This window comes from Agrobacterium sp. CG160-95 (genome assembly GCF_053521725.1).
On sequence record NZ_JBNWDU010000003.1, the window covers coordinates 327,616 to 346,999 of the forward strand.

21 protein-coding genes are annotated in these 19,384 nt (G+C 59.8%); 12 read left to right on the plus strand and 9 right to left on the minus strand.

Annotation, left to right across the window (positions count from 1 at the left end; translation table 11 throughout):
* Positions 1-5 precede the first annotated feature (5 nt).
* The 7 genes from ACQZ63_RS12880 to ACQZ63_RS12910 all read right to left on the minus strand — a co-directional run bounded on the left by ACQZ63_RS12880 (position 6) and on the right by ACQZ63_RS12910 (position 7,339).
* Positions 6-1,016, minus strand: a complete 1,011-nt coding sequence (locus tag ACQZ63_RS12880; protein WP_111801961.1) for a Gfo/Idh/MocA family protein — start codon at positions 1,014-1,016, stop codon at positions 6-8.
* A 10-nt stretch (positions 1,017-1,026) separates the two neighbouring features.
* A complete protein-coding gene (locus ACQZ63_RS12885; protein ID WP_004431052.1) occupies positions 1,027-1,926 on the minus strand; it encodes a sugar phosphate isomerase/epimerase family protein in 900 nt (299 codons plus the stop codon).
* Positions 1,927-2,068: 142 nt separating this feature from the next.
* Complete coding sequence (locus tag ACQZ63_RS12890; RefSeq protein WP_013762379.1) at positions 2,069-3,010, minus strand: sugar ABC transporter substrate-binding protein; 942 nt, start codon at positions 3,008-3,010, stop codon at positions 2,069-2,071.
* A gap of 282 nt (positions 3,011-3,292) precedes the next feature.
* A complete protein-coding gene (locus tag ACQZ63_RS12895) occupies positions 3,293-4,321 on the minus strand; it encodes a LacI family DNA-binding transcriptional regulator (protein ID WP_038495107.1) in 1,029 nt (342 codons plus the stop codon).
* A gap of 402 nt (positions 4,322-4,723) precedes the next feature.
* Positions 4,724-5,929, minus strand: a complete 1,206-nt coding sequence (gene pcaF / locus ACQZ63_RS12900; RefSeq protein ID WP_153793332.1) for a 3-oxoadipyl-CoA thiolase — start codon at positions 5,927-5,929, stop codon at positions 4,724-4,726.
* Positions 5,930-5,939: 10 nt separating this feature from the next.
* A complete protein-coding gene (locus tag ACQZ63_RS12905) occupies positions 5,940-6,635 on the minus strand; it encodes a CoA transferase subunit B (RefSeq protein ID WP_004431045.1) in 696 nt (231 codons plus the stop codon).
* On the minus strand, positions 6,632-7,339 hold the full coding sequence (locus ACQZ63_RS12910) for a 3-oxoacid CoA-transferase subunit A (protein ID WP_112154176.1): 708 nt from the start codon (positions 7,337-7,339) through the stop codon (positions 6,632-6,634). The genes ACQZ63_RS12905 and ACQZ63_RS12910 overlap by 4 nt, the downstream gene beginning before the upstream one ends.
* 136 nt (positions 7,340-7,475) lie before the next feature.
* Here ACQZ63_RS12910 and ACQZ63_RS12915 point away from each other — a divergent pair, with 136 nt between their 5' ends.
* The gene (locus tag ACQZ63_RS12915; RefSeq protein ID WP_004431042.1) at positions 7,476-8,237 is read left to right on the plus strand and encodes an IclR family transcriptional regulator; all 762 of its coding nucleotides are present in this window, start codon (positions 7,476-7,478) and stop codon (positions 8,235-8,237) included.
* Here ACQZ63_RS12915 and ACQZ63_RS12920 read toward each other — a convergent pair.
* Positions 8,183-9,130 carry a helix-turn-helix domain-containing protein gene (locus ACQZ63_RS12920; RefSeq protein WP_153793382.1) on the minus strand — a complete coding sequence of 316 codons (948 nt, stop codon included), beginning with the start codon at positions 9,128-9,130 and terminating at the stop codon, positions 8,183-8,185. The two genes, ACQZ63_RS12915 and ACQZ63_RS12920, sit on opposite strands and share 55 nt — an antisense overlap.
* A 119-nt stretch (positions 9,131-9,249) precedes the next feature.
* On the opposite strand from ACQZ63_RS12920, the gene pobA reads away from it, so the two are divergent.
* Positions 9,250-10,422, plus strand: a complete 1,173-nt coding sequence (pobA, locus tag ACQZ63_RS12925) for a 4-hydroxybenzoate 3-monooxygenase (protein WP_111804033.1) — start codon at positions 9,250-9,252, stop codon at positions 10,420-10,422.
* On the opposite strand, the gene pcaQ is transcribed toward pobA, so the two are convergent.
* A complete protein-coding gene (gene pcaQ / locus ACQZ63_RS12930) occupies positions 10,419-11,360 on the minus strand; it encodes a pca operon transcription factor PcaQ (RefSeq protein WP_153793331.1) in 942 nt (313 codons plus the stop codon). The two genes, pobA and pcaQ, sit on opposite strands and share 4 nt — an antisense overlap.
* Positions 11,361-11,455: 95 nt before the next feature.
* Here pcaQ and pcaD point away from each other — a divergent pair, with 95 nt between their 5' ends.
* From pcaD to ACQZ63_RS12980, 10 genes are all read left to right on the plus strand, one after another.
* Complete coding sequence (gene pcaD, locus ACQZ63_RS12935) at positions 11,456-12,253, plus strand: 3-oxoadipate enol-lactonase (protein WP_153793330.1); 798 nt, start codon at positions 11,456-11,458, stop codon at positions 12,251-12,253.
* A 3-nt stretch (positions 12,254-12,256) separates the two neighbouring features.
* The gene (pcaC, locus tag ACQZ63_RS12940) at positions 12,257-12,679 is read left to right on the plus strand and encodes a 4-carboxymuconolactone decarboxylase (RefSeq protein WP_004431033.1); all 423 of its coding nucleotides are present in this window, start codon (positions 12,257-12,259) and stop codon (positions 12,677-12,679) included.
* Entirely contained in the window at positions 12,676-13,416 is a 741-nt protein-coding gene (gene pcaH, locus ACQZ63_RS12945) for a protocatechuate 3,4-dioxygenase subunit beta (RefSeq protein WP_060642656.1), read from the plus strand. The genes pcaC and pcaH overlap by 4 nt, the downstream gene beginning before the upstream one ends.
* Positions 13,417-13,418: 2 nt before the next feature.
* Entirely contained in the window at positions 13,419-14,039 is a 621-nt protein-coding gene (gene pcaG / locus ACQZ63_RS12950) for a protocatechuate 3,4-dioxygenase subunit alpha (RefSeq protein WP_025595017.1), read from the plus strand.
* Positions 14,040-14,057: 18 nt separating this feature from the next.
* On the plus strand, positions 14,058-15,119 hold the full coding sequence (locus ACQZ63_RS12955) for a 3-carboxy-cis,cis-muconate cycloisomerase (RefSeq protein WP_035200216.1): 1,062 nt from the start codon (positions 14,058-14,060) through the stop codon (positions 15,117-15,119).
* Between the two features lie 368 nt (positions 15,120-15,487).
* Positions 15,488-16,156: an amino acid ABC transporter permease gene (locus tag ACQZ63_RS12960; RefSeq protein ID WP_004431026.1), complete on the plus strand. Its 669-nt coding sequence runs from the start codon at positions 15,488-15,490 to the stop codon at positions 16,154-16,156.
* 10 nt (positions 16,157-16,166) lie between these two features.
* Positions 16,167-16,817 (plus strand): amino acid ABC transporter permease, encoded by a 651-nt coding sequence (locus ACQZ63_RS12965; protein ID WP_004431025.1) that lies wholly within the window; start codon positions 16,167-16,169, stop codon positions 16,815-16,817.
* A gap of 43 nt (positions 16,818-16,860) precedes the next feature.
* Positions 16,861-17,697 carry a transporter substrate-binding domain-containing protein gene (locus ACQZ63_RS12970; RefSeq protein ID WP_065703286.1) on the plus strand — a complete coding sequence of 279 codons (837 nt, stop codon included), beginning with the start codon at positions 16,861-16,863 and terminating at the stop codon, positions 17,695-17,697.
* A gap of 34 nt (positions 17,698-17,731) precedes the next feature.
* A complete protein-coding gene (locus ACQZ63_RS12975) occupies positions 17,732-18,571 on the plus strand; it encodes a transporter substrate-binding domain-containing protein (RefSeq protein WP_004431020.1) in 840 nt (279 codons plus the stop codon).
* A gap of 29 nt (positions 18,572-18,600) precedes the next feature.
* A complete protein-coding gene (locus ACQZ63_RS12980; RefSeq protein WP_004431018.1) occupies positions 18,601-19,362 on the plus strand; it encodes an amino acid ABC transporter ATP-binding protein in 762 nt (253 codons plus the stop codon).
* Positions 19,363-19,384 lie beyond the last annotated feature (22 nt).

A 19,384-nucleotide genomic window follows, 5' to 3' on the forward strand; every position in this document is an offset into this window, starting at 1 on the left:
TATCCTCACTTATAAAGGGCAGGACGCGCGGGAAGGTCGATGGCGACCGCAGCGCCACCGGCTTCCTGCGCGGCGACGCAGGCATCGGATGTGATGGCGGCCACGTAACCGTCCCAGGAATTCGGTCCGGCCGCGGTCCCCTTCGCCGCCGCATGGATGAAATCCTGCAGCTCCACATCATAGCTCGCGATAAAGCGATCCTTCCAGTCTGTCAGGATATCGTTCTGTAGCTTGGCGCCAAGGCGGGTCTGGACGGACATCGGTTCCGGCAGGCTGGCGATGCCATCCTCTCCCACCACCTGGCACTGAATATCATAGCCATAATGGCAATTGACGAAAATTTCGACGTCGATGAGCGTGCCCCTGGTGGTCTCCAGAATGACGATCTGCGGATCCTTCAGCTGCGCATGGCTTCTGGCCGCCGAGCGGGGAAAGAGGACCCGCGCCGAAACATAGTCATCGTCGAGCAGCCAGCGCAGCACGTCGATCTCGTGGATCATCGTGTCGTGGATAGCCATAGCAGTCACATATTGATCCGGAACCGCCGGATTGCGATGGGCGGCGTGCACCATGATCGGCGCGCCGATCTTGGTGTCGACGGCCTGTTTCAACGCCACATAACCGGCGTCATAACGGCGCATGAAGCCCACCTGAACCAGCCGCTTGCCCTGCGCCACCTCGGCGTCAACGATGCGCTTTGCCCCTTCCGCCGTTGTCGCCAGCGGCTTTTCGCAAAAGCAGGGCTTGCCGGCGGCAATGGCCGCCAGCACATATTGCTCATGCGTTGCACCCCAGGATGTCACCAGAACGGCGTCCACATCCGGCGATGCAATCAGTTCCTCGCCGGTGGCGAAAATGACGGCGTCCGCAGCAATGTCGTTCTTCACCGCCTCGGCGGATGCAGGGTTGACGTCACTCAGCGCCACGACCTTTGCGCCTCCGAGGACCTTGTTGATGCGGCGGGCATGGTCACGGCCAATCGCGCCGGTGCCGATGACACCAATTCTCACAGTCATAGGAAAAACCTCACTTGCGGTATTTTTCGATATAGTTGTTGATCTCGGCGCACATGAACCTGCCCGATTCATCGGCCCTGTCCTCCCAGGCAAAAACACAGGAGGTCATGATGCCGTCGAAGCCGATTTCGGAAAGCGTGCCGAAGAAGTCGTCCCACGGCACCTCACCCTGGCCGATGTTCAAGTGCTGGTGCACGCGCGCCTGCGTGCCGGGCGGGTTGAGAATGTAGCGCAGCCCTGAACTGGCCTTGTGATTGAAGGTGTCACCGACATGCACATGGGCGAGTACATCCTTCGCTTCGCGCAGCATCGCCTTGGTGTCGTCGCCGAAATAGAAGGTGTGAGGTGCGCAATAGAGAAACTTCACATTCTTCGAATTGACGGTGCGGATGATGTCGAGCGCCGGCTGAAGCGTCTCGCACCAGTCTTCCGGATGCGGCTCGACATGCAGATTGATGCCTTCGCGCTCGAAGATCGGCACAAGTTCTTCCATTGAACGCCACCAGGCATCCTCGCAGGCCTCGATCATCGAGCCAGTATGGCAGCAATAGCAGGAACCCTTGTCGGGATGCGGTCCACGGCCAAATTCGGAGTTCATCGTGTCGACCTCCAGTTCGACGGCGATCTCGATGGCGCGTTTCCAGTGCTTCACTGCCGCCTGCCGCTCGGTCTCGTCATTGGAGGCCCAGCGATACATCGGCAGCAGCGAGGCAATCTTGACGTTTTCGGCCGCCAGCGCCTTCTTGAACGAGCGGATTCTTTCGGGAAACACGCGTGGCGCCTTGAACCATTCGAGGAAATCGGCGCGCGGGCTGAGCTCAATCCAGTCGTAGCCAAGCTCCCTAACTTTGGCGGGAAGGGCTTCGAGGCTGAGATGGCGGTGCATGAACGGGTCGATGGCGATGCGCATTTACGCTTCCTTGTCGTCGGTATCTGTTGAGGTCGTTGCGGACAGGTTAGGCCGCGGTCCGGGAGAAGAGACCGCGGCCTTGGGCCTGCTTTTCCATGAGCGGCCCCTGGTTTATTCCTGGCATTCCAAGTGAATGCCGGCCTCAGTTCTTCGCCTGATAATCCTTGAGGTTGGCGGGCGTGACGAGTTCGAAGGGCACGAAGACCTTCTTGTCGATCGTCTCGCCCTTGGCGAGTTTCAGCGCGGCATCCACCGCGCCCTTGCCCTGGCCGGCGGCATTCTGGAAAACACTGACATCCAGTTCGCCCGCCGCCATCGCGGCAAGTGCATCCTGGGTCGCGTCGATACCCGCGATGATGACGCCGTCCATCGGCCGGCCGGTCGCCTTCAGCGACTGGATCGCGCCGATCGCCATCTCGTCATTGTTGGAAATCACCGCATCGAACTCAACGCCAGCCGAGAGCCAGTTGGTCATCAGGTCCGACCCCTGCGTGCGCGACCAGTTGGCTGATTGCTCCTCAACGAGCTTGATGAAGCTGCAATCCGGTGTGGCGACGACCTCCTTGATGTCCTCGGTCCGCATGCGAGCCGCCTGGTTGGAGAGTTCGCCCATCATCACCACTGCCTTGGCTTCCGTCTTGCCGGCAGCTTTCAGAAGCCGGCAGACTTCCTGCGTCTGCAACGTTCCCGACTGTTTTTCGTCGGAAGCAACGAAGGCCTGTTTGTCCGGCAGGTTGTCGAGATTGACCGGCTGGCGGTTGACGTAGACAAGCGGAATGCCGGCTGCGGCAGCCGCCTGCGAAAGCGCCACCGTCGCATCCGTATCGACGGGATTGACGATGATGGCGTCGACGCCGGCGGCGACAAAGTTCTGCACCTGGCTCAATTGTTTGCCGACATCGTTCTGGGCGTCCTCGATCTGCAGCGAGACACCGTTCATGCCCTTCGAATAGTCGATCATGCCGTTACGCAGCACGGTCAGGAAATTGTCGTCGAACAGGGCCATCGAAACGCCAATGGTCTGAGCCGAAGCCGTGGTCGCCAGCATGGTGGCCAGAGCCGCAATCGCAAAATGTCTTTTCATGTCATCCTCCTCCGAAACTCTTGAAAAGAAACCGGTCGCACAGCCGCAAGTGCATCGCGCCACAGCCGATCGCCGGCAAAAGGATACCCGTCGCCGAAGATGGAAATCTGCGGCGTTTGGCAACCTTGAAACATCGTTATTGTCGTGGATCAGCCTCCTGCCCGCTCCACATGCCGGCAACATGATCCTAGTCCGGGGCCGGCGTCAACGCGTCTTCGGCGGGCAAAACCATCATGGCTGATAGAAATAGACGCGGCATTTATGATAGAATCTATCAAACCATCAAAGGCTCTCAGGAACCCATAGATGAGCGGGCACAAATCTCTGTCCCGGCGTTTCCGCCATGCCGTGTTCGATGGTGTGAACCATGGTGGCAACGAGGTCCGTGCATAGTTCGCGAAGCGGTGTCTGGAACACGCCGGTAATACGCCGCTCAAGCAGCGCCTGACGCGATTCCGGCGTCAACTCGTTGACGAGGCAGACGATGGTTTCCTGGCGGTTCTCCTGCTGCAAGGCCTCGATCACACCTTCCATGCCGCCGCCGATGCAATAGATGCCGACGAGATCTTGGTGTTTGGCGATGGTGTCCATGACAAGCTCGTAGGTCAGCCGCCGCGTTTCCAACGTGATCAGCGCATCCATCACCTCGAATTCCGGCGCATATTCCCTGATATAGCTGCGAAAGCCGGTTTCCCGCAGCGAATGGCCGTGAAAACGGTGGCCACCGAGCAATAGCAGCACCTTGCCCTTGCTGCGCGCCAGCCGCGAGATCATCCACGCCGCCGTGCGCCCAACCTTCATGTTATTCGCGCCAAGATAGGCCTCCCGCACACCCTGCGCGAAATCGGAAAGCAGGGAAAAGGTGGGAATACCCTTCGCCTTCAGAGCCTCAACGGCCGCCGTAACGTCATGATGGTCAGGACCGGTGGCCGCAACGGCCTGCACCCGACCTTTCATGCCGGACAGAAGGGCCGCAAGCTCGCTCGGCTCGCCCGACTGCGCAAATTCGATGCGCAGGTTCAGATGGCGATCCCTCACGTTGCGCGCCGCAAGCTCCAGCTCATCGGCAAATGCCTGGTAAAAGGAGTGCCGTTCTTTCCGCAGAATGATTCCGAGATTATAGGACGGCAGATCGGCCAGCATGCGCTGGCGGATGATGTTGGTGGCATGGAAACCGATCTTTTCCGCCGCCTCGAACACCCGCCGCGAGGTTTCCTCCCGCACCGGCAGGCGACCATTCAATACCCTGTCGACAGTCGCAACGCTGACGCCGGCGGCGTTTGCAACATCTGTGATTGTCGGACGCTTCATGAAGACACCCCTGCGCGGAAAGAATCCTGTCATATCCCGCAAAACATGTCACGGATCATGATAGAATCCAACGCATACCGAGATTTCGGCGAGGGGTGCCATGGCACGCGGCATAAATATTGTTGGCTGGGGTGTCCGGTGCGAGGCCTGCTTTTCCACTTCCCTCATCTCTGCGCTTGTCACAGAGATCCAGCCAGCCCAAGTCCTTGGGCTGAAAAGACTCCCTCCGCCGCGCAGGCGCGCGTCGGCTGGATTCCTGCGACAAGCACAGGAATGAGGGGAGTTGGAATGCACCAACGCGAGAAAATCATGCGTGGAGTTCCTGAGCACCTGCCGACATAGGTGAAGACACGGCGGCAGCGGCATCCGGACCGTTCAACAGAACCGAATGCCGCGATCCCGTCAGACCCGCTCGAGCGCCACGGCAATTCCCTGCCCGACGCCGATGCACATGGTCGAGAGCGCATAACGCTTGCCGGTCAGAGAAAGCTCGAGTGCTGCGGTGCCGGCAATGCGCGCACCGGACATGCCAAGCGGATGCCCAAGCGCAATCGCCCCGCCATTTGCATTCACCCGCGCATCTTCATCGGCAATGCCGAGCTGGCGAAGCGTTGCGAGACCCTGGCTGGCGAAGGCTTCGTTCAGCTCGATCACGTCAAGCTCTTCCTGTTTCAGGCCTAGACGCGCCAGAAGCTTGGCTGAGGCAGGCGCAGGGCCGATGCCCATGACGCGCGGCGGAACGCCGGCAGTTGCTCCGCCGAGAATGCGGGCAATCGGCGTCAGGCCGTATTTCTTTGCGGCTTCAGCCGAAGCGATGATGAGGGCCGCCGCACCGTCATTGACGCCGGATGCATTGCCCGCCGTCACTGTCGCACCGTCGCGCTTGTTGACCGGCTTCAGCTTTGCAAGGGCCTCAAGGCTCGTAGCACGCGGATGTTCGTCTTTAGACACTACCAGCGGATCGCCCTTGCGCTGCGGGATCGTGACCGAGACGATTTCCTTGTCGAGGCGGCCATTGGCCTGCGCGTCGGCTGCCTTTTGCTGGCTGCGAACGGCAAAGGCGTCCTGATCTTCGCGGGAGACCTGATAATCGACGGCGACGTTATCACCGGTCTCCGGCATGGAATCGACGCCATATTGCGCCTTCATCAGCGGGTTGACGAAACGCCAGCCTATGGTCGTGTCGTAGATTTCGGCATTGCGGGAAAAGGCACTTTCGGCCTTGGGCAGCACGAAGGGCGCGCGGCTCATGCTTTCCACGCCGCCTGCAATCATCAATTCCGCCTCGCCGGATTTGACGGCGCGGGCAGCGGCGATGACAGCGTCCATGCCCGAACCGCACAACCGGTTGATCGTGGTTCCGGTCACCGAAACTGGCAGGCCGGCCAGCAGCAGCGACATGCGGGCAACATTGCGGTTATCTTCGCCCGCCTGGTTGGCGCAGCCGAAGATCACGTCCTCGACGGCTTCCCAATCCACGGACGGATTACGCTCGACAAGCGCCCGCAAGGGCACAGCACCGAGATCGTCAGCCCGCACTGAAGACAATGCACCGCCGAAACGGCCGATCGGCGTGCGGATATAGTCGCAGATGAATGCATTGGTCATCGGTTGTTCCTCAAAGTTCCGGGGCGACAAGATCGGCGACTTCGCCATCGACATGGAGAGGCGCGCCGGTCATGGCCTGCAATTCATCGAAGCTCATCGCCGCCAGCTTTTCGCGCAAAACGAAACGGCCATCCACGACGTCAATCACCGCATGGCTGGTGTAGATGCGGGTGATGCAGCCGACGCCGGTCAGCGGAAAGGCGCATTTTTCGACAAGCTTCGGCTCGCCGTTCTTCGTCACATGTTCGGTGATGACGAAAACCTGCTTGGCGCCATGCACCAGATCCATGGCGCCGCCAACGGCGGGCACGCCCTTGGAGCCAACGCGCCAATTGGCGAGATCACCATTCTGCGCCACCTGATAGGCGCCGAGGATCGCCACATCCAGATGCCCGCCGCGCACCATGGCGAAGCTGTCGGCATGGTGGAAGAAGGAGGCACCCGGCTTCAGCGTCACCGCCTTCTTGCCGGCATTGATGAGGTTCCAGTCCTCTTCACCTTCCGGCGGCGCTTCGCCGAAATTCAGGATGCCGTTTTCGGTGTGGAAGATAGCCTGACGGCCGGGCGGCTGGTAACGGGCGACCATTTCGGGAAAACCGATACCGAGATTGACGTAAGCGCCATCCTCGATGTCCTGCGCCGCGCGCCAGGCGATCTGGGCGTTGGAAAGCTTGATATCGTCGCGAGTGTTGATTGGCTGAGTCATGCGTAGGCTACTCCCGCGCGAATGAGGACTTCTTCCTGTTGCGGATCGGCGATCTCCACGACGCCGTTGACGAAAATGCCTGGCGTGACGACATGCTCGGGGTCGATCTCGCCGGCAGCGACGATCTTGGAAACCTGGGCGATGGTGGTGGCTGCCGCCATGCACATCAGCGGGTTAAAATTGCGCCCCGCCTTGTTGTAGGTGAGATTGCCGTAGGTATCGCCAAGCTCAGCCTTGACGATGGCGAAATCCGCCTTCAGCCAGCGTTCCTGAACATACGACCGGCCGTCGAATTCGGCGATCGGCTTGCCATTGGCAAGCTCCGTACCAAAGGCAGTCGGGGTGTAGAATGCCGGAATGCCGGCGCCACCGGCACGGATACGCTCGGCAAGCGTGCCCTGCGGCACAAGTTCCAGCTCGATTTCGCCGGCCAGATATCTGTCGGTGAAAGCGCGCGGATCGGAAGAGCGCGGAAACGAGCAGATCATCTTCTTGACCATGCCCGCATCGATCATTGCGGCAATGCCGATACGGCCATTGCCGGCGTTGTTGTTGATGACCGTCAGGTTTTTCGGTCCCTTGTCGATCAGGGCGTGGATCAGCTCGATGGGCGCGCCGGAGCCGCCAAAACCGCCGATCATAACCGTCGCGCCGTCGCCGATACCGGAAATGGCATCAGTCGCGCTCTTGATTGTCTTGTCCATATCAATCCTCCATCCAGCCCAGCAATGGGAACTCGCAAGGCCGCTTGGCTCAGAGCTAAATCCGAATCCGCCTCGACGGCAACAATTTTGTGCGTTATATGATTTTTGTTCGTATATCGCACAAATGGAGCGTGACATGGCCGTCAATGAAAGAGACATGATGGGCGGTCTCGCCAAGGGGCTGAAGGTGATCGAGGCGTTCAGCGCCGAGCGCCCGCGCCTGTCCATATCAGATGCCGCTGACATCGCAGGCCTTGACCGCGCCACCACGCGGCGCTGTCTGCTGACACTGTCGGAAATGGGTTACGCCGCCTATGACGGCAAGTTCTTCACTGTGACGCCCAAGGTTCTGCGGCTTGGAACCGGCTGTCTTGCCACCATGCCGCTACCGCGCATCGTCCAGCCCCTTCTCGACCGTCTTTCGGAAGAGATCGGCCACAGCACATCAGTCTCCATTCTGGACGATACCGAAATCGTCTATGTGGCGCGCGCCGCCCAGCAGCGGGTCATGTCCATCGCCCTCATGCCTGGCTCGCGCCTGCCCGCCTATTGCACGTCCATGGGCCGCGTTCTCCTCTCAGCCCTTACACCGGAACGGCAGCGCGAGGTCCTGGAACACTCGCGGCTGGTGGCACGGACGGAAAAGACGATGACCGGTATCGACGCCCTGCTCGACGAACTCGAGGCGACCCGCAATCGTGGTTATGCCCTGATCGATCAGGAGGTGGAGATCGGCCTTCGCTCCATTGCCGTGCCGGTGAAAACCGTGCGCGGGCAGACGGTCGCAGCACTCAATGTCGGGCTTGCCGCCTCGGTAGCGTCGATGGACGATCTGGTGGAACGTTATTTGCCGGCACTGCTTTCCGTCCAGCGTGAACTGGGAAGAATGCTTGCCTGAGGTGAGGCCGAAGCCGCGCCGTCATCTCCCATTTTCCGCCGTTCAGCCAATCGCCATGCCCGGGGTGTCATGCCTGTTTCCCGCTTGAAGAAGCGGTTGAAATAGGCCGGGTCGGCAAAACCGAGATCTTCCGCAATCATCTGCACGGTCGATACGGTGAAGATCAGTTCCTGCTGGGCGATCTCGATCTGGCGCCTGGCAACAAGCCGTTGCAGGCTGAGGCCGGAAACGGAACGGACGAGACGGTTGAGATGGGTCTCGGAAAGGCCGAGCTTCTGCGCATAAAACGCCGCCTTGCGCGGCTCGCGAATATGTCGGGCGATCAGTGACAGCAGGAGTTCGAAGCGCTGTTCCGCAGGACCTTCCCCGGTTCTTTCCAGTAGAGGCCGCGCCGCTCGTGCAAGAAGTGCAGCCACGGAGGCAAGCTGCCCTTCGATCATGGCCTCCCGGCCTATATCGTGGCTTTCATACTCCGCGGAGATATGTTCGAAATCCCTGCGCAATCGCTCGCCCTCGGAGAAATCCTGCAACGGCAACAACACGGGCTGCTGGAAATTCCGCAGCAGCAGCGCCTGTACGGATGCGGCAAGCGCGCCGGGCAGCACGGTGACGATCACCCCGCCAATATCGCGCGAAAAACGAAAGCCGTGTTCGAAACCCGGCGGCACGACAATGGCGACCGGTGGGCGGATAGCCTCGGTGCGGCCATCCAGCAATGCATCGCCCTCGCCGCCCCAAATGTACAAGATTTGCAGGAACGCGGCATGCCGGTGCAGGCCGATTTCAAAGCGATGCAGGCTGCTTCTGGAAAAAAGCGTCTCGCAATGAAAGCGGAAAGCGGTTCCTTGCGCTGTCTCCTCGCCATATAGGCCTTCATTCGCTGCAACCCGCATGTCACCCCCGGCTCCCCGCATCATGGTCGAATTGTGCAATTTACGGATCAGAAAGTCCATTGAGCTTGTCGCGCGCTTTGGTCAATTTCCTGACAGGAGACAATTCCGGGAGGAAACTAATGCGCACCAAGGTCGTCATCATCGGCTCCGGCCCTTCGGGTCTGCTGCTTGGTCAGCTGCTTGCCAATGAAGGCATCGATACCGTCATTCTCGACCGGGCCGGCAAGGACTACATCCTTGGTCGGGTCCGCGCCGGGGTGCTGGAAGAAGGCACAGTGCACCTTCTGGAAAAGGTTGGCGCCGACAAACGCCTGCACAAGGAAGGTCTGCCGCACGACGGTTTCTCGCTGGCCTTTGACGGGCGCGATCACCGTATCGACCTCTTCGATCTTACCGGCGGCAAACGGGTAACGGTCTACGGTCAGACGGAGGTGACGCACGACCTGATGGATGCCCGCGAAAAAGCGGGGCTCACCACAATCTATGAAGCCTCGAATGTGGAGCCTCATGATTTCGATGGTGCCAGCCCCTATGTCACCTATGAAAAAGACGGCGTAAGCCATCGGATAGATTGTGATTTTATTGCCGGATGCGATGGGTTTCACGGCGTCAGCCGCAAATCCGTTCCTGAGCGCTCGATCAAGGAATTCGAGAAGATATACCCCTTCGGCTGGCTCGGTATTCTGGCCGAAGTGCCGCCTGTCAGCCACGAACTCATCTATGCCAACCATCCCAGTGGTTTTGCGCTCTGTTCCATGCGCTCGCACACGCGCAGCCGCTATTACCTGCAATGTTCGCTGGAAGACCGGCCGGAGGACTGGAGCGATGAGCGCTTCTGGGATGAAATCCGCCGCCGCCTGCCGGAAAACCACGCCGATGCCCTGGTGACCGGACCGTCGTTTGAAAAATCCATTGCACCGCTTCGGTCCTTCGTGTGCGAACCGATGCGCTTCGGGCGGTTGTTTCTGGCGGGCGACGCCGCCCACATCGTGCCGCCGACCGGCGCCAAGGGCCTCAACCTTGCTGCCAGCGACGTGCATTATCTCAGCGAGGCGCTCATCGAATTTTATCGTGAAGGGTCGGAAGCGGGCATCGATTCCTATTCGCAGAAAGCGCTATCCCGCGTCTGGAAGGCCGTGCGCTTTTCCTGGTGGATGACGACAATGATGCACCGCTTTCCCGATACCGGCGAATTTGGCCAGCGCATTCAGGAAGCGGAGCTGGATTACCTCGTGCATTCCCGCGCGGCCTCCACGGCGCTTGCGGAAAACTATGTCGGGCTTCCCTATTAGGAAACAGTTTCGGGCTTCGGGTCGAGCAGTTCGCGCGCAGCTTCGCGAATGGCCTGTATCAGTAGCGACAGCGGCAGTGAGGGCTGCGTATCGGCCCGCACCGTCAATCCGACCGGGCCGCTGGTATCGCCGGTATCGACCGGCAGGATCGCCAGAGTTCCATCCGCCACATCGCCTGCGACCACCCCTTCCGAAATGATCCAGACGGCATCACTGGTGCGCAGGAACGCGCGACCAAACGCATCCGATACCGTTTCGATGCGGATTGGCAAGGCCGGTACCCCATTGGCGATCAGGAACTGCTCGACGATGGGACCGATTACCGACTGGCGGGTGGGGATCAATACCGGGAACTCGTGCAGGTGATCGAAAACCGAAATGCCCGGTGACAGCAGCGGATGGCCGGCGCGCACGACGAACCGCACCTTTTCGGAATAGAGATGCTCGAAGGAAAAGCCCGCCATCTTTTCCGGCGCAGCCAGGCGCCCGACGACGAGATCCAGATCGCCGACGCGCAACTGCTCCAGAAGAACGGCATTGTCACCGGTGACGATCTTGACCGGGCTGCCGGTTTTTTCCGAAAGAAATCCCGCCATGGCTTTCGGCATGATCTTCACCGATACGGTCGGCAAGGCACCGACGCGAACCGGCGGGCCGGCACGCGCCGCCTCCTGCGAGACGGAATCGACCGCATGGCGAAGTGCCGTCATCGTTGCCCCGGCATGGCGCAGGAACACCTCGCCATAGCGGCTGATGCGGATGCCGCGCCCCTCGCGGTCGAACAGCGAGACGCCGAGAATCTCCTCGAGTTCGCGGATGGTTTTCGTTACCGCCGGCTGGCTGACATGCAGGATTTCCGCCGCACGAATGACGCTTTTCTGGCGCGCCACCTCCACGAAGGTCTGAAGATGCCGGAACTTTATACGCTGCTCGACCATCGAACATATAATCCATTGGTTATATTTTTCACCGATAATGTCATTTTACTTAACCGGAACGTGCTTGCAATATCGTCAACAGGAGGACGTACATCATGCATTTTCTGCGCTGTGGCGAAAACGCGATCCATTATCGTGCGCACGAACTGGAAAGCGGCAAGCCGGTCATCGCCTTTATCAATTCACTTGGTACCGATTTCCGTATCTGGGACGCGGTGATTGCGGAACTTGGCGACAAATATGCTTTCGTCCTGCACGACAAACGTGGCCATGGCCTGTCCGATATCGGCCGCCCTGCCTATTCGATAGACGATCACGCGGACGACCTGATTGCCATCCTCGATCATCTTTCCGTCAACAATGCGGTCATCTGGGGTCTGTCGGTCGGTGGACTGGTTGCACAGGGAATTTATGCCCGGCGTCCCGATCTCGTGCGTGCCCTTGTGCTCAGCAATACCGCCCACAGGATCGGCACCGCCGAGATGTGGAACGCGCGCATCGACAAGATCGCCGCTGATGGCCTTGCCTCGCTGATCGATCCGGTGATGGAGCGCTGGTTCACACCAGCCTTTCGCCAGCCGGACAACGTGTTTTATGCGGGTGCACGCAACATGCTTTCCCAACAGCCGGAGGCCGGTTACAGCGGTACCTGCGCCGCCATACGCGATGCCGATTTCACGCACGAAGCGGGCCGCATCGCTGTTCCGACGTTCTGCGTGGCGGGCGATGAAGACGGGTCGACACCGCCAGCACTGGTGCAATCACTGGCGGACCTCATTCCCGCAAGCCGTCTCGCCACCATTGCACGCTGCGGCCACATTCCATGCCTTGAACAACCGCTCGCCTATGCGCAGGCGGTCGGTGATTTTCTGAAGACCTTGCCGGAGCACTGACAGATGGCGGACAATATCGACAAGAACGAGAGATTTGAGCAGGGCATGAAAACACGCCGCGCCGTGCTCGGTGACGCGCATGTCGACCGCGCGCAGACGGTGACGACGGGGTTCGACCAGCCGTTTCAGCAGCTCATCACCGAAGCGGCCTGGGGCACGGTGTGGTCCGGTAACCACTGGACGAAGCGCGAGCGCTCGATGGTCACCATCGCCTTGCTTGCCGCACTCGGGCAGGACGAGGAACTTGCCATGCATGTGCGCGCCACCGCCAATACCGGCGCCACCGAAGCGGATATTCGCGAAGCGCTGCTGCACGTCGCAATCTATGCCGGCGTGCCCGCCGCCAACCACGCTTTCAAGACCGCCAAGCTTGCTCTGGCCGGCATGAAAGCCGATAGTTCCCGCGACGAGGAGGAGACGAAATGAGTAATACAAAGCCCGAAACCGGGCCGTTCTTCGCACGCGACCGCGACATTCATCCGCTGGCCTATGCTCCCTGGTACAAGACCTCTGTCCTGCGTTCTCCGCAGCGCGCCCTGATTTCGCTGGAAGGCACCAAAAGCGAGATCACCGGGCCGGTTTTCGGCCACAGCCTGCTGAACGAGCTGGATAACGACCTGATCCTCAATTATGCCCGCCCTGGCGAAATGCCGATTGGCCCGCGTATTCTGGTCCACGGCCGGGTGCTGGACGAGCGCGGCCGCGGCGTGGACGGTGCGCTCGTGGAATTCTGGCAGGCCAATGCCGGCGGGCGGTATCGCCACAAGAAGGAAACCTATCTCGCCGCCATCGATCCGAATTTTGGCGGCGTCGGCCGCACGATCACGGATGAGAACGGTTATTACTGGTTCAAGACCATCCAGCCTGGCGCTTACCCCTGGCCGAACGGCGTCAACGACTGGCGGCCTGCCCATATCCACTTCTCGGTCTTCGGCCACGGCTTTGCCCAGCGGCTGATAACCCAGATGTATTTCGAAGGCGATCCGCTGATCTGGAAATGTCCGATCGTCAAAACCATCCCGGACGAGGATGCGATCAAGCGGCTGATCGCGCCGCTGGATATGAATTCAAACATTCCCATGGACATGCTGGCATACAAGTTCGACATCGTGCTTCGCGGCCGCCGCTCCACGTTTTTCGAAAATCGCAAGGAAGGCAACTGATCATGGTCCAGCCGCTCGGTTATCTCAAGGAATCAGCGTCGCAGACGGCAGGTCCATATGTCCATATCGGCTGCACCCCCAATTTCGTTGGCATCGAGGGCGTGTTCGAAAAGGACCTGGGCTCCGGCGCGCTCTATAACGACAAGGCTCGCGGCGAACGCATAAGCGTGCGTGGCACGGTCTACGACGGCGCTGGCATGCCGCTGAAGGACGCCCTGATCGAAATCTGGCAGGCGGATACGGACGGTTATTACAACAGCCCCAGCGAAACACGCGGCAAGGCGGATCCGAATTTCACCGGCTGGGGCCGCTCGCCCGGCGACATGGATACCGGCGAATTCATCTTCGACACCATCAAGCCCGGCAAGGTGCCCTTCCGCGACGGCCGGTGGATGGCGCCGCACATCACTTTCTGGATCGTGGCGCGCGGTATCAATATCGGCCTGCAAACCCGCATGTATTTTCCCGAGGAGCAGGAGGCCAATGCGGCCGATCCGGTCCTTGCCCGCGTCGAGCAGAAAAGCCGCATCGCCACCCTTGTCGCCAAAAAGGAGGAAGGAAACATCTATCGTTTCGATATCCGCCTTCAGGGCGAGGGCGAAACCGTGTTTTTCGATATCTGAGCGGAGCCGTAACCTGAGATGAGCCTTTCCCCCTTCGAACATCCGTTTCTCTCCGGCCTTTTTGGCGACAGCGAAATCGTTGAGCTGTTTTCGGCCAGAGCGGATATCGATGCCATGATCCGTTTCGAGACGGCGCTGGCGCAGGCGCAAGCCGGGGCGGGCGTCATTGAAGCGGATGCGGCGGATGCGATCGTCTCCCGCCTTTCCGATTTTGCCGCCGATACCACCGCGCTTCGCCATGGCGTCGCCAAGGACGGCGTTGTGGTGCCGGAACTTGTCCGGCAGATGCGGGCGGCGGTTGCCGGTACTGCGGCGGAAAAGCTGCATTTCGGCGCCACCAGCCAGGATGTCATCGATACCAGCCTGATGCTGCGGCTGAAGGCGGCAGCGGAAATCATCGCGGCACGGCTCGGCCGCCTCATCGATACGCTGGGTGATATTGCGGTCCGCGATGGCAGCAACCCGCTGACGGGATATACCCGCATGCAGGCCGCCATCGCCATCACGGTCGGCGACAGGGTGGAAAGCTGGATCGATCCGCTGGAACGGCATCTGGTTCGGATCGACACGTTTTTGCAGCACGGTTTTGCCGTCCAGTTCGGCGGCGCGGCCGGCACGCTGGAAAAGCTCGGCGACAATGCCGGCACTGTCCGCGCCGATCTCGCAAAGCGTCTCGGCCTTTCTGACAGGCCGCAGTGGCACAGCCAGCGCGACGGTATCGCCGAGCTTGCCAATCTGCTGTCGCTCGTCACCGGCACGCTTGGCAAGTTCGGGCAGGACATCGCGCTTCTGGCCGAAGTCGGCGCCGAAATTCGCATGAGCGGCGGGGGTGGTTCCTCGGCGATGCCGCACAAGCAGAACCCGGTCAATGCGGAAACGCTGGTGACGCTGGCACGCTTCAACGCCGTGCAGATTTCGGCGTTGCACCAGTCTCTCGTACACGAACAGGAACGTTCGGGCGCGGGCTGGATGCTCGAATGGCTGTCGCTGCCGCAAATGGTGACGGCAACGGGGTCCTCACTCCTGATCGCCGAGCGCCTCGCGGGGCAGATCGACCGGCTGGGAGCAAGCGAAGAATAAAGAGGGAATGACAGATTTTCGCGAGGACTGAGCGGCCTTCGGGCGCTTTTGCCAGCGAGATGGGAATGGCGCGGGCGCGCGATGAAAACGCTTGCGACCAATCACATTAGTCGTTGATAAAAAACGACTTTCTTGAACAAGATGAATGAAGAAAAAGTGATCTTTAAGCTGTTTCTAACCGGAGTTGGCGCTTGACACAAAATTGAACTAACTGGTACAAACATTCAGGTTAACGCTATGCTGGCACAGAAGTGTGGAGCTTCCCCGGCACGGTAAAAACAAACGGAGGGCTTTGGAGCCACAGGGTTTCCAAAGCGATGCGAACAAGGCGAAACGTCTGTTCGGACCCGAACGGGTTGGGAGGAAATATGTCTTACAGTCTCGATTTTTCGGCGGTCATAGACCGTCTGCCCGAGCTGCTTCTGGCCTGTCTTGCAACGATCGGCCTTGCAATCGCCGGCATGTCGCTTGCCACCGTCATCGGGGTTCTCGGCGTCGTGGCCCGCCGCTCGCGCTTCAAGCTGCTGCGCGGTCTGGTCATCGGGTTCGTGGAAGCCATTCGCAACACGCCGTTTCTGGTGCAGATATTCTTCATCTTCTTCGCCCTGCCGCAAATCGGCATCAAGCTTAACCCCACGGTCACGGCCATCATTGCGCTTGCGTTGAACGGCGGCGCCTATGCCATTGAAATCATTCGCGGCGGCGTCGATTCCATTCCCAAGGGTCAGGTTGAGGCGGGATTGGCGCTTGGCCTGCACCGGGCGCAGATCTTCCGGCACATCATTCTGAAGCCGGCGCTTCGGGCGGTCTATCCGTCACTCACCAGCCAGTTCATCATGCTGACGCTGACCACTTCGGTCTGTACCTCGATTGCGGCTTACGAGCTGACCTCGGTGGCCCAGCAGATCGAAGCGGACACCTTCCGCTCCTTTGAGGTCTATTTCTCGATCACGCTGCTTTATCTGGTCATTTCCTCGCTGATGATGGGGGTATTTTCCCTCATCTCCCGCACATCGTTCAGCTATCCGGTCAAGTGAGGAAAAGACAATGGCATCCATCGGTTCCAACGAATTGTTCTTCCTGCTGCAGGGCCTGAAATGGACCCTTGCGCTGACCCTGATCGGCTTCATCGGCGGCGGCATTTTCGGTCTTTGCGTCGCGCTTGGCCGCGTCGCCGAAACCCCGGCGATCCAGCGCGCCAGCACAGGCTTCATCGCGATTTTCCAGGGCACACCGCTCCTGATGCAGCTTTTCGTCGTCTATTACGGCGTGGCGCTTGCGGGCCTGAATGTCGATGCCTGGATTGCGGTCGCCATCGCATTCACCCTGCATGCCAGCGCCTTTCTGGGTGAAATCTGGCGCGGTGGCATCCAGGCTGTGCCGAAGGGTCAGACCGAAGCCGCCAACGCGCTTGGCCTGCACTACGTGTCGCGTATGAAGGACGTGGTTCTGCCACAGGCCTTCAAGATTTCGCTGCCCGCCACCATCGGTTTTCTGGTGCAGCTCATAAAGGGCACGTCGCTTGCCGCCATTGTCGGCTTCGTCGAACTGTCCCGCGCCGGCCAGATCGTCTCCAACCAGACGTTCCGCCCGCTGACGGTCTTTGCCATCGTCGGCATCATGTATTTCCTGATCTGCTGGCCGCTTTCCCTGTGGGGCGCCAGTGTAGAAAAGCGGATGCAAGCCGCTTCCCGCTAATACCCATCAACATGTCATCAAGCTTTGTAAGGAGGAGCAAAAGATGAAATCCAACGGTAAACTCTCACGTCGCACCCTGCTCGCGCTCGCCGCAGCAACGGTCGCCCTGCCCTTTATCGCACCGGTCGACGCCTTCGCCGGCACGGTGGATGAGGCCAAGGCCAAGGGCAAGGTCGTAATCGGCATTCAGGGCGACAATTCGCCTTGGGGCTTCGTCAATTCGAGCGGCGTTCAGGACGGCCTCGATGCCGATATCGGCAAGGCGTTTGCCGAATATCTCGGCGTCAAGGTGGAATTCGTACCGCTTGCCGTGGCAAACCGCATTCCGGCCCTTCTGACGGGCAAGGTCGACCTGCTGTTCGCAACCATGGGCATGACCGCCGAGCGCGCCAAGACCATCCAGTATTCCAAGCCCTATGCCGGTAACGTGCTTTCCGTCTACGGCCCCAAGGACAAGAAGATCGGCAACTATGACGATCTGACCGGCGTTTCCGTCGGCGTTCCGAAGTCCAGCGCCATGGACACGGCGATCACGGCAGGTGCAGGCTCCAAGGCCAAGATCCTGCGCTTTGACGATGATGCCGCCAACATTCAGGCGCTGATTTCCGGCCAGGTCGAGGTTGTCGGTGGCAACCAGTTTTATGGCGACCGCCTCAATCAGGCTGCCAACGGCAAATACGAGCCGAAGTTCGACCTGACGACGCTTTACAACGGCGCCGGCACCCGTCCGGGTGAAAAGGACTGGAACGAGACCGTCAACGCCTTCCTCGACAAGATCAAGTCGGATGGCCAGCTTGCCAAGATCTACGACAAGTGGATGAAGCGCGAAGTTCCCGCTTTCCCGGAAAGCCTGCCGGATATTCCTTTCACCGTGAAGTGAAGACCGGAAGAGGCTGGATTGGGAGGAGTAACCAATGGGAATCTTTAACAGACAGACGCGTTGGCGAACAGCCATCGCCGTCGGATTGGCAGCAGCTTTGCTGCCAATCCTGACACCCGCAGGCGCAGAAGCCAGAACACTTGAAGAAGCAAAGTCCAGCGGCAAGATCATCATCGGCATTCAGGGCGACAACGCGCCCTGGGGCTTCATAAATTCCTCTGGTGTTCAGGAAGGTTATGATGCGGATTTGGCCCGCGGGTTTGCGGACTATCTTGGACTGAAAGTGGAGTTCGTACCGCTTGCAGTCGCCAACCGCATCCCGTCGCTTCGCACCGGAAAGGTCGATGCCCTGTTCGCGTCGATGGGGATGACGCCGGAACGCGCGAAAAACGTACAATATGCGCAGCCTTACGCGCATAACGTCATGTCGGTCTATGCCACCAAGGACAAGAAGATCGCCAACTTCGACGATCTCACGGGAATGACCGTCGGCGCGCCGAAATCCAGTCCGATGGACACGGCGTTGACCGCAGGTGCCGGTACCAAGGCAAAAATTCTGCGTTTCGACGATGACGCCGCCACCATTCAGGCGATCCTGTCGGGCCAGATCGAGGCAATCGGCGGCAACCAGTTTTATGGTGACCGTCTCGCAGCCGCTGGCGGCAAGGATTACGAGGTGAAGTTCGACCTCGTGACCCTCTACAACAGCGCCGCCACGCGCCCCGGTGAAAAGGACTGGAACGAGGCACTCAACGCTTGGCTCGACAAAGCCAAGGCCAATGGCGAGCTCGCAAAAGTCTATGCCAAATGGATGAAGCGCCCGGTTCCGGACTTCCCGGCCTCGCTTCCTGACATTCCCTACACCGTTAACTAACGCTGCTTCCCAGCATGAAGGAAAGTTCCATGTCGCAATCCTCCGCCGCACAGGCTCCGCTGATCGCCCTTGAAGGGGTTGGAAAGTGGTATGGAGCCTTCCATGCGCTGAAAGGCGTCAACATGACGGTTCGCAAAGGCGAAAAAATCGTTCTTTGCGGCCCGTCCGGTTCAGGAAAATCCACCCTTATCCGCTGCATCAACCATCTGGAAGAAATCCAGGAGGGCAAGATCACGGTCGAGGGAACCACGCTTTCGGATTCGACCCGCGCCATCGATGCGGTTCGCCGTGAAGTGGGCATGGTGTTCCAGAGCTTCAATCTCTTCCCGCACAAGACCATCATGGAAAACTGCACCCTGGCGCCCATGCGGGTGAAGGGCCTGTCGAAAGCCGATGCGGAAGCGACCGCGCGCAAATATCTGGAGCGCGTGCGCATTCTCAATCAGGCCGATAAATATCCGGCGCAGCTTTCCGGCGGCCAGCAGCAACGCGCAGCGATTGCCCGTGCGCTCTGCATGGAGCCGAAAGCCATGCTGTTCGATGAGCCGACTTCGGCGCTTGATCCGGAAATGGTCAAGGAAGTGCTCGACACGATGATCGGTCTTGCCCGCGACGGCATGACGATGATCTGCGTGACCCATGAAATGGGCTTTGCCCGGCAGGTTGCCGACCGTGTGGTCTTCATGTCGGAAGGCGAAATCATCGAGGAAGGCCCGCCGGACGAGTTCTTCCGCGATCCCAAGCACCAGCGTACCCGCACATTCCTCGGCGAAATTCTCGCCCATCACTAAGGCTCACCCGGAGCCGACAGGC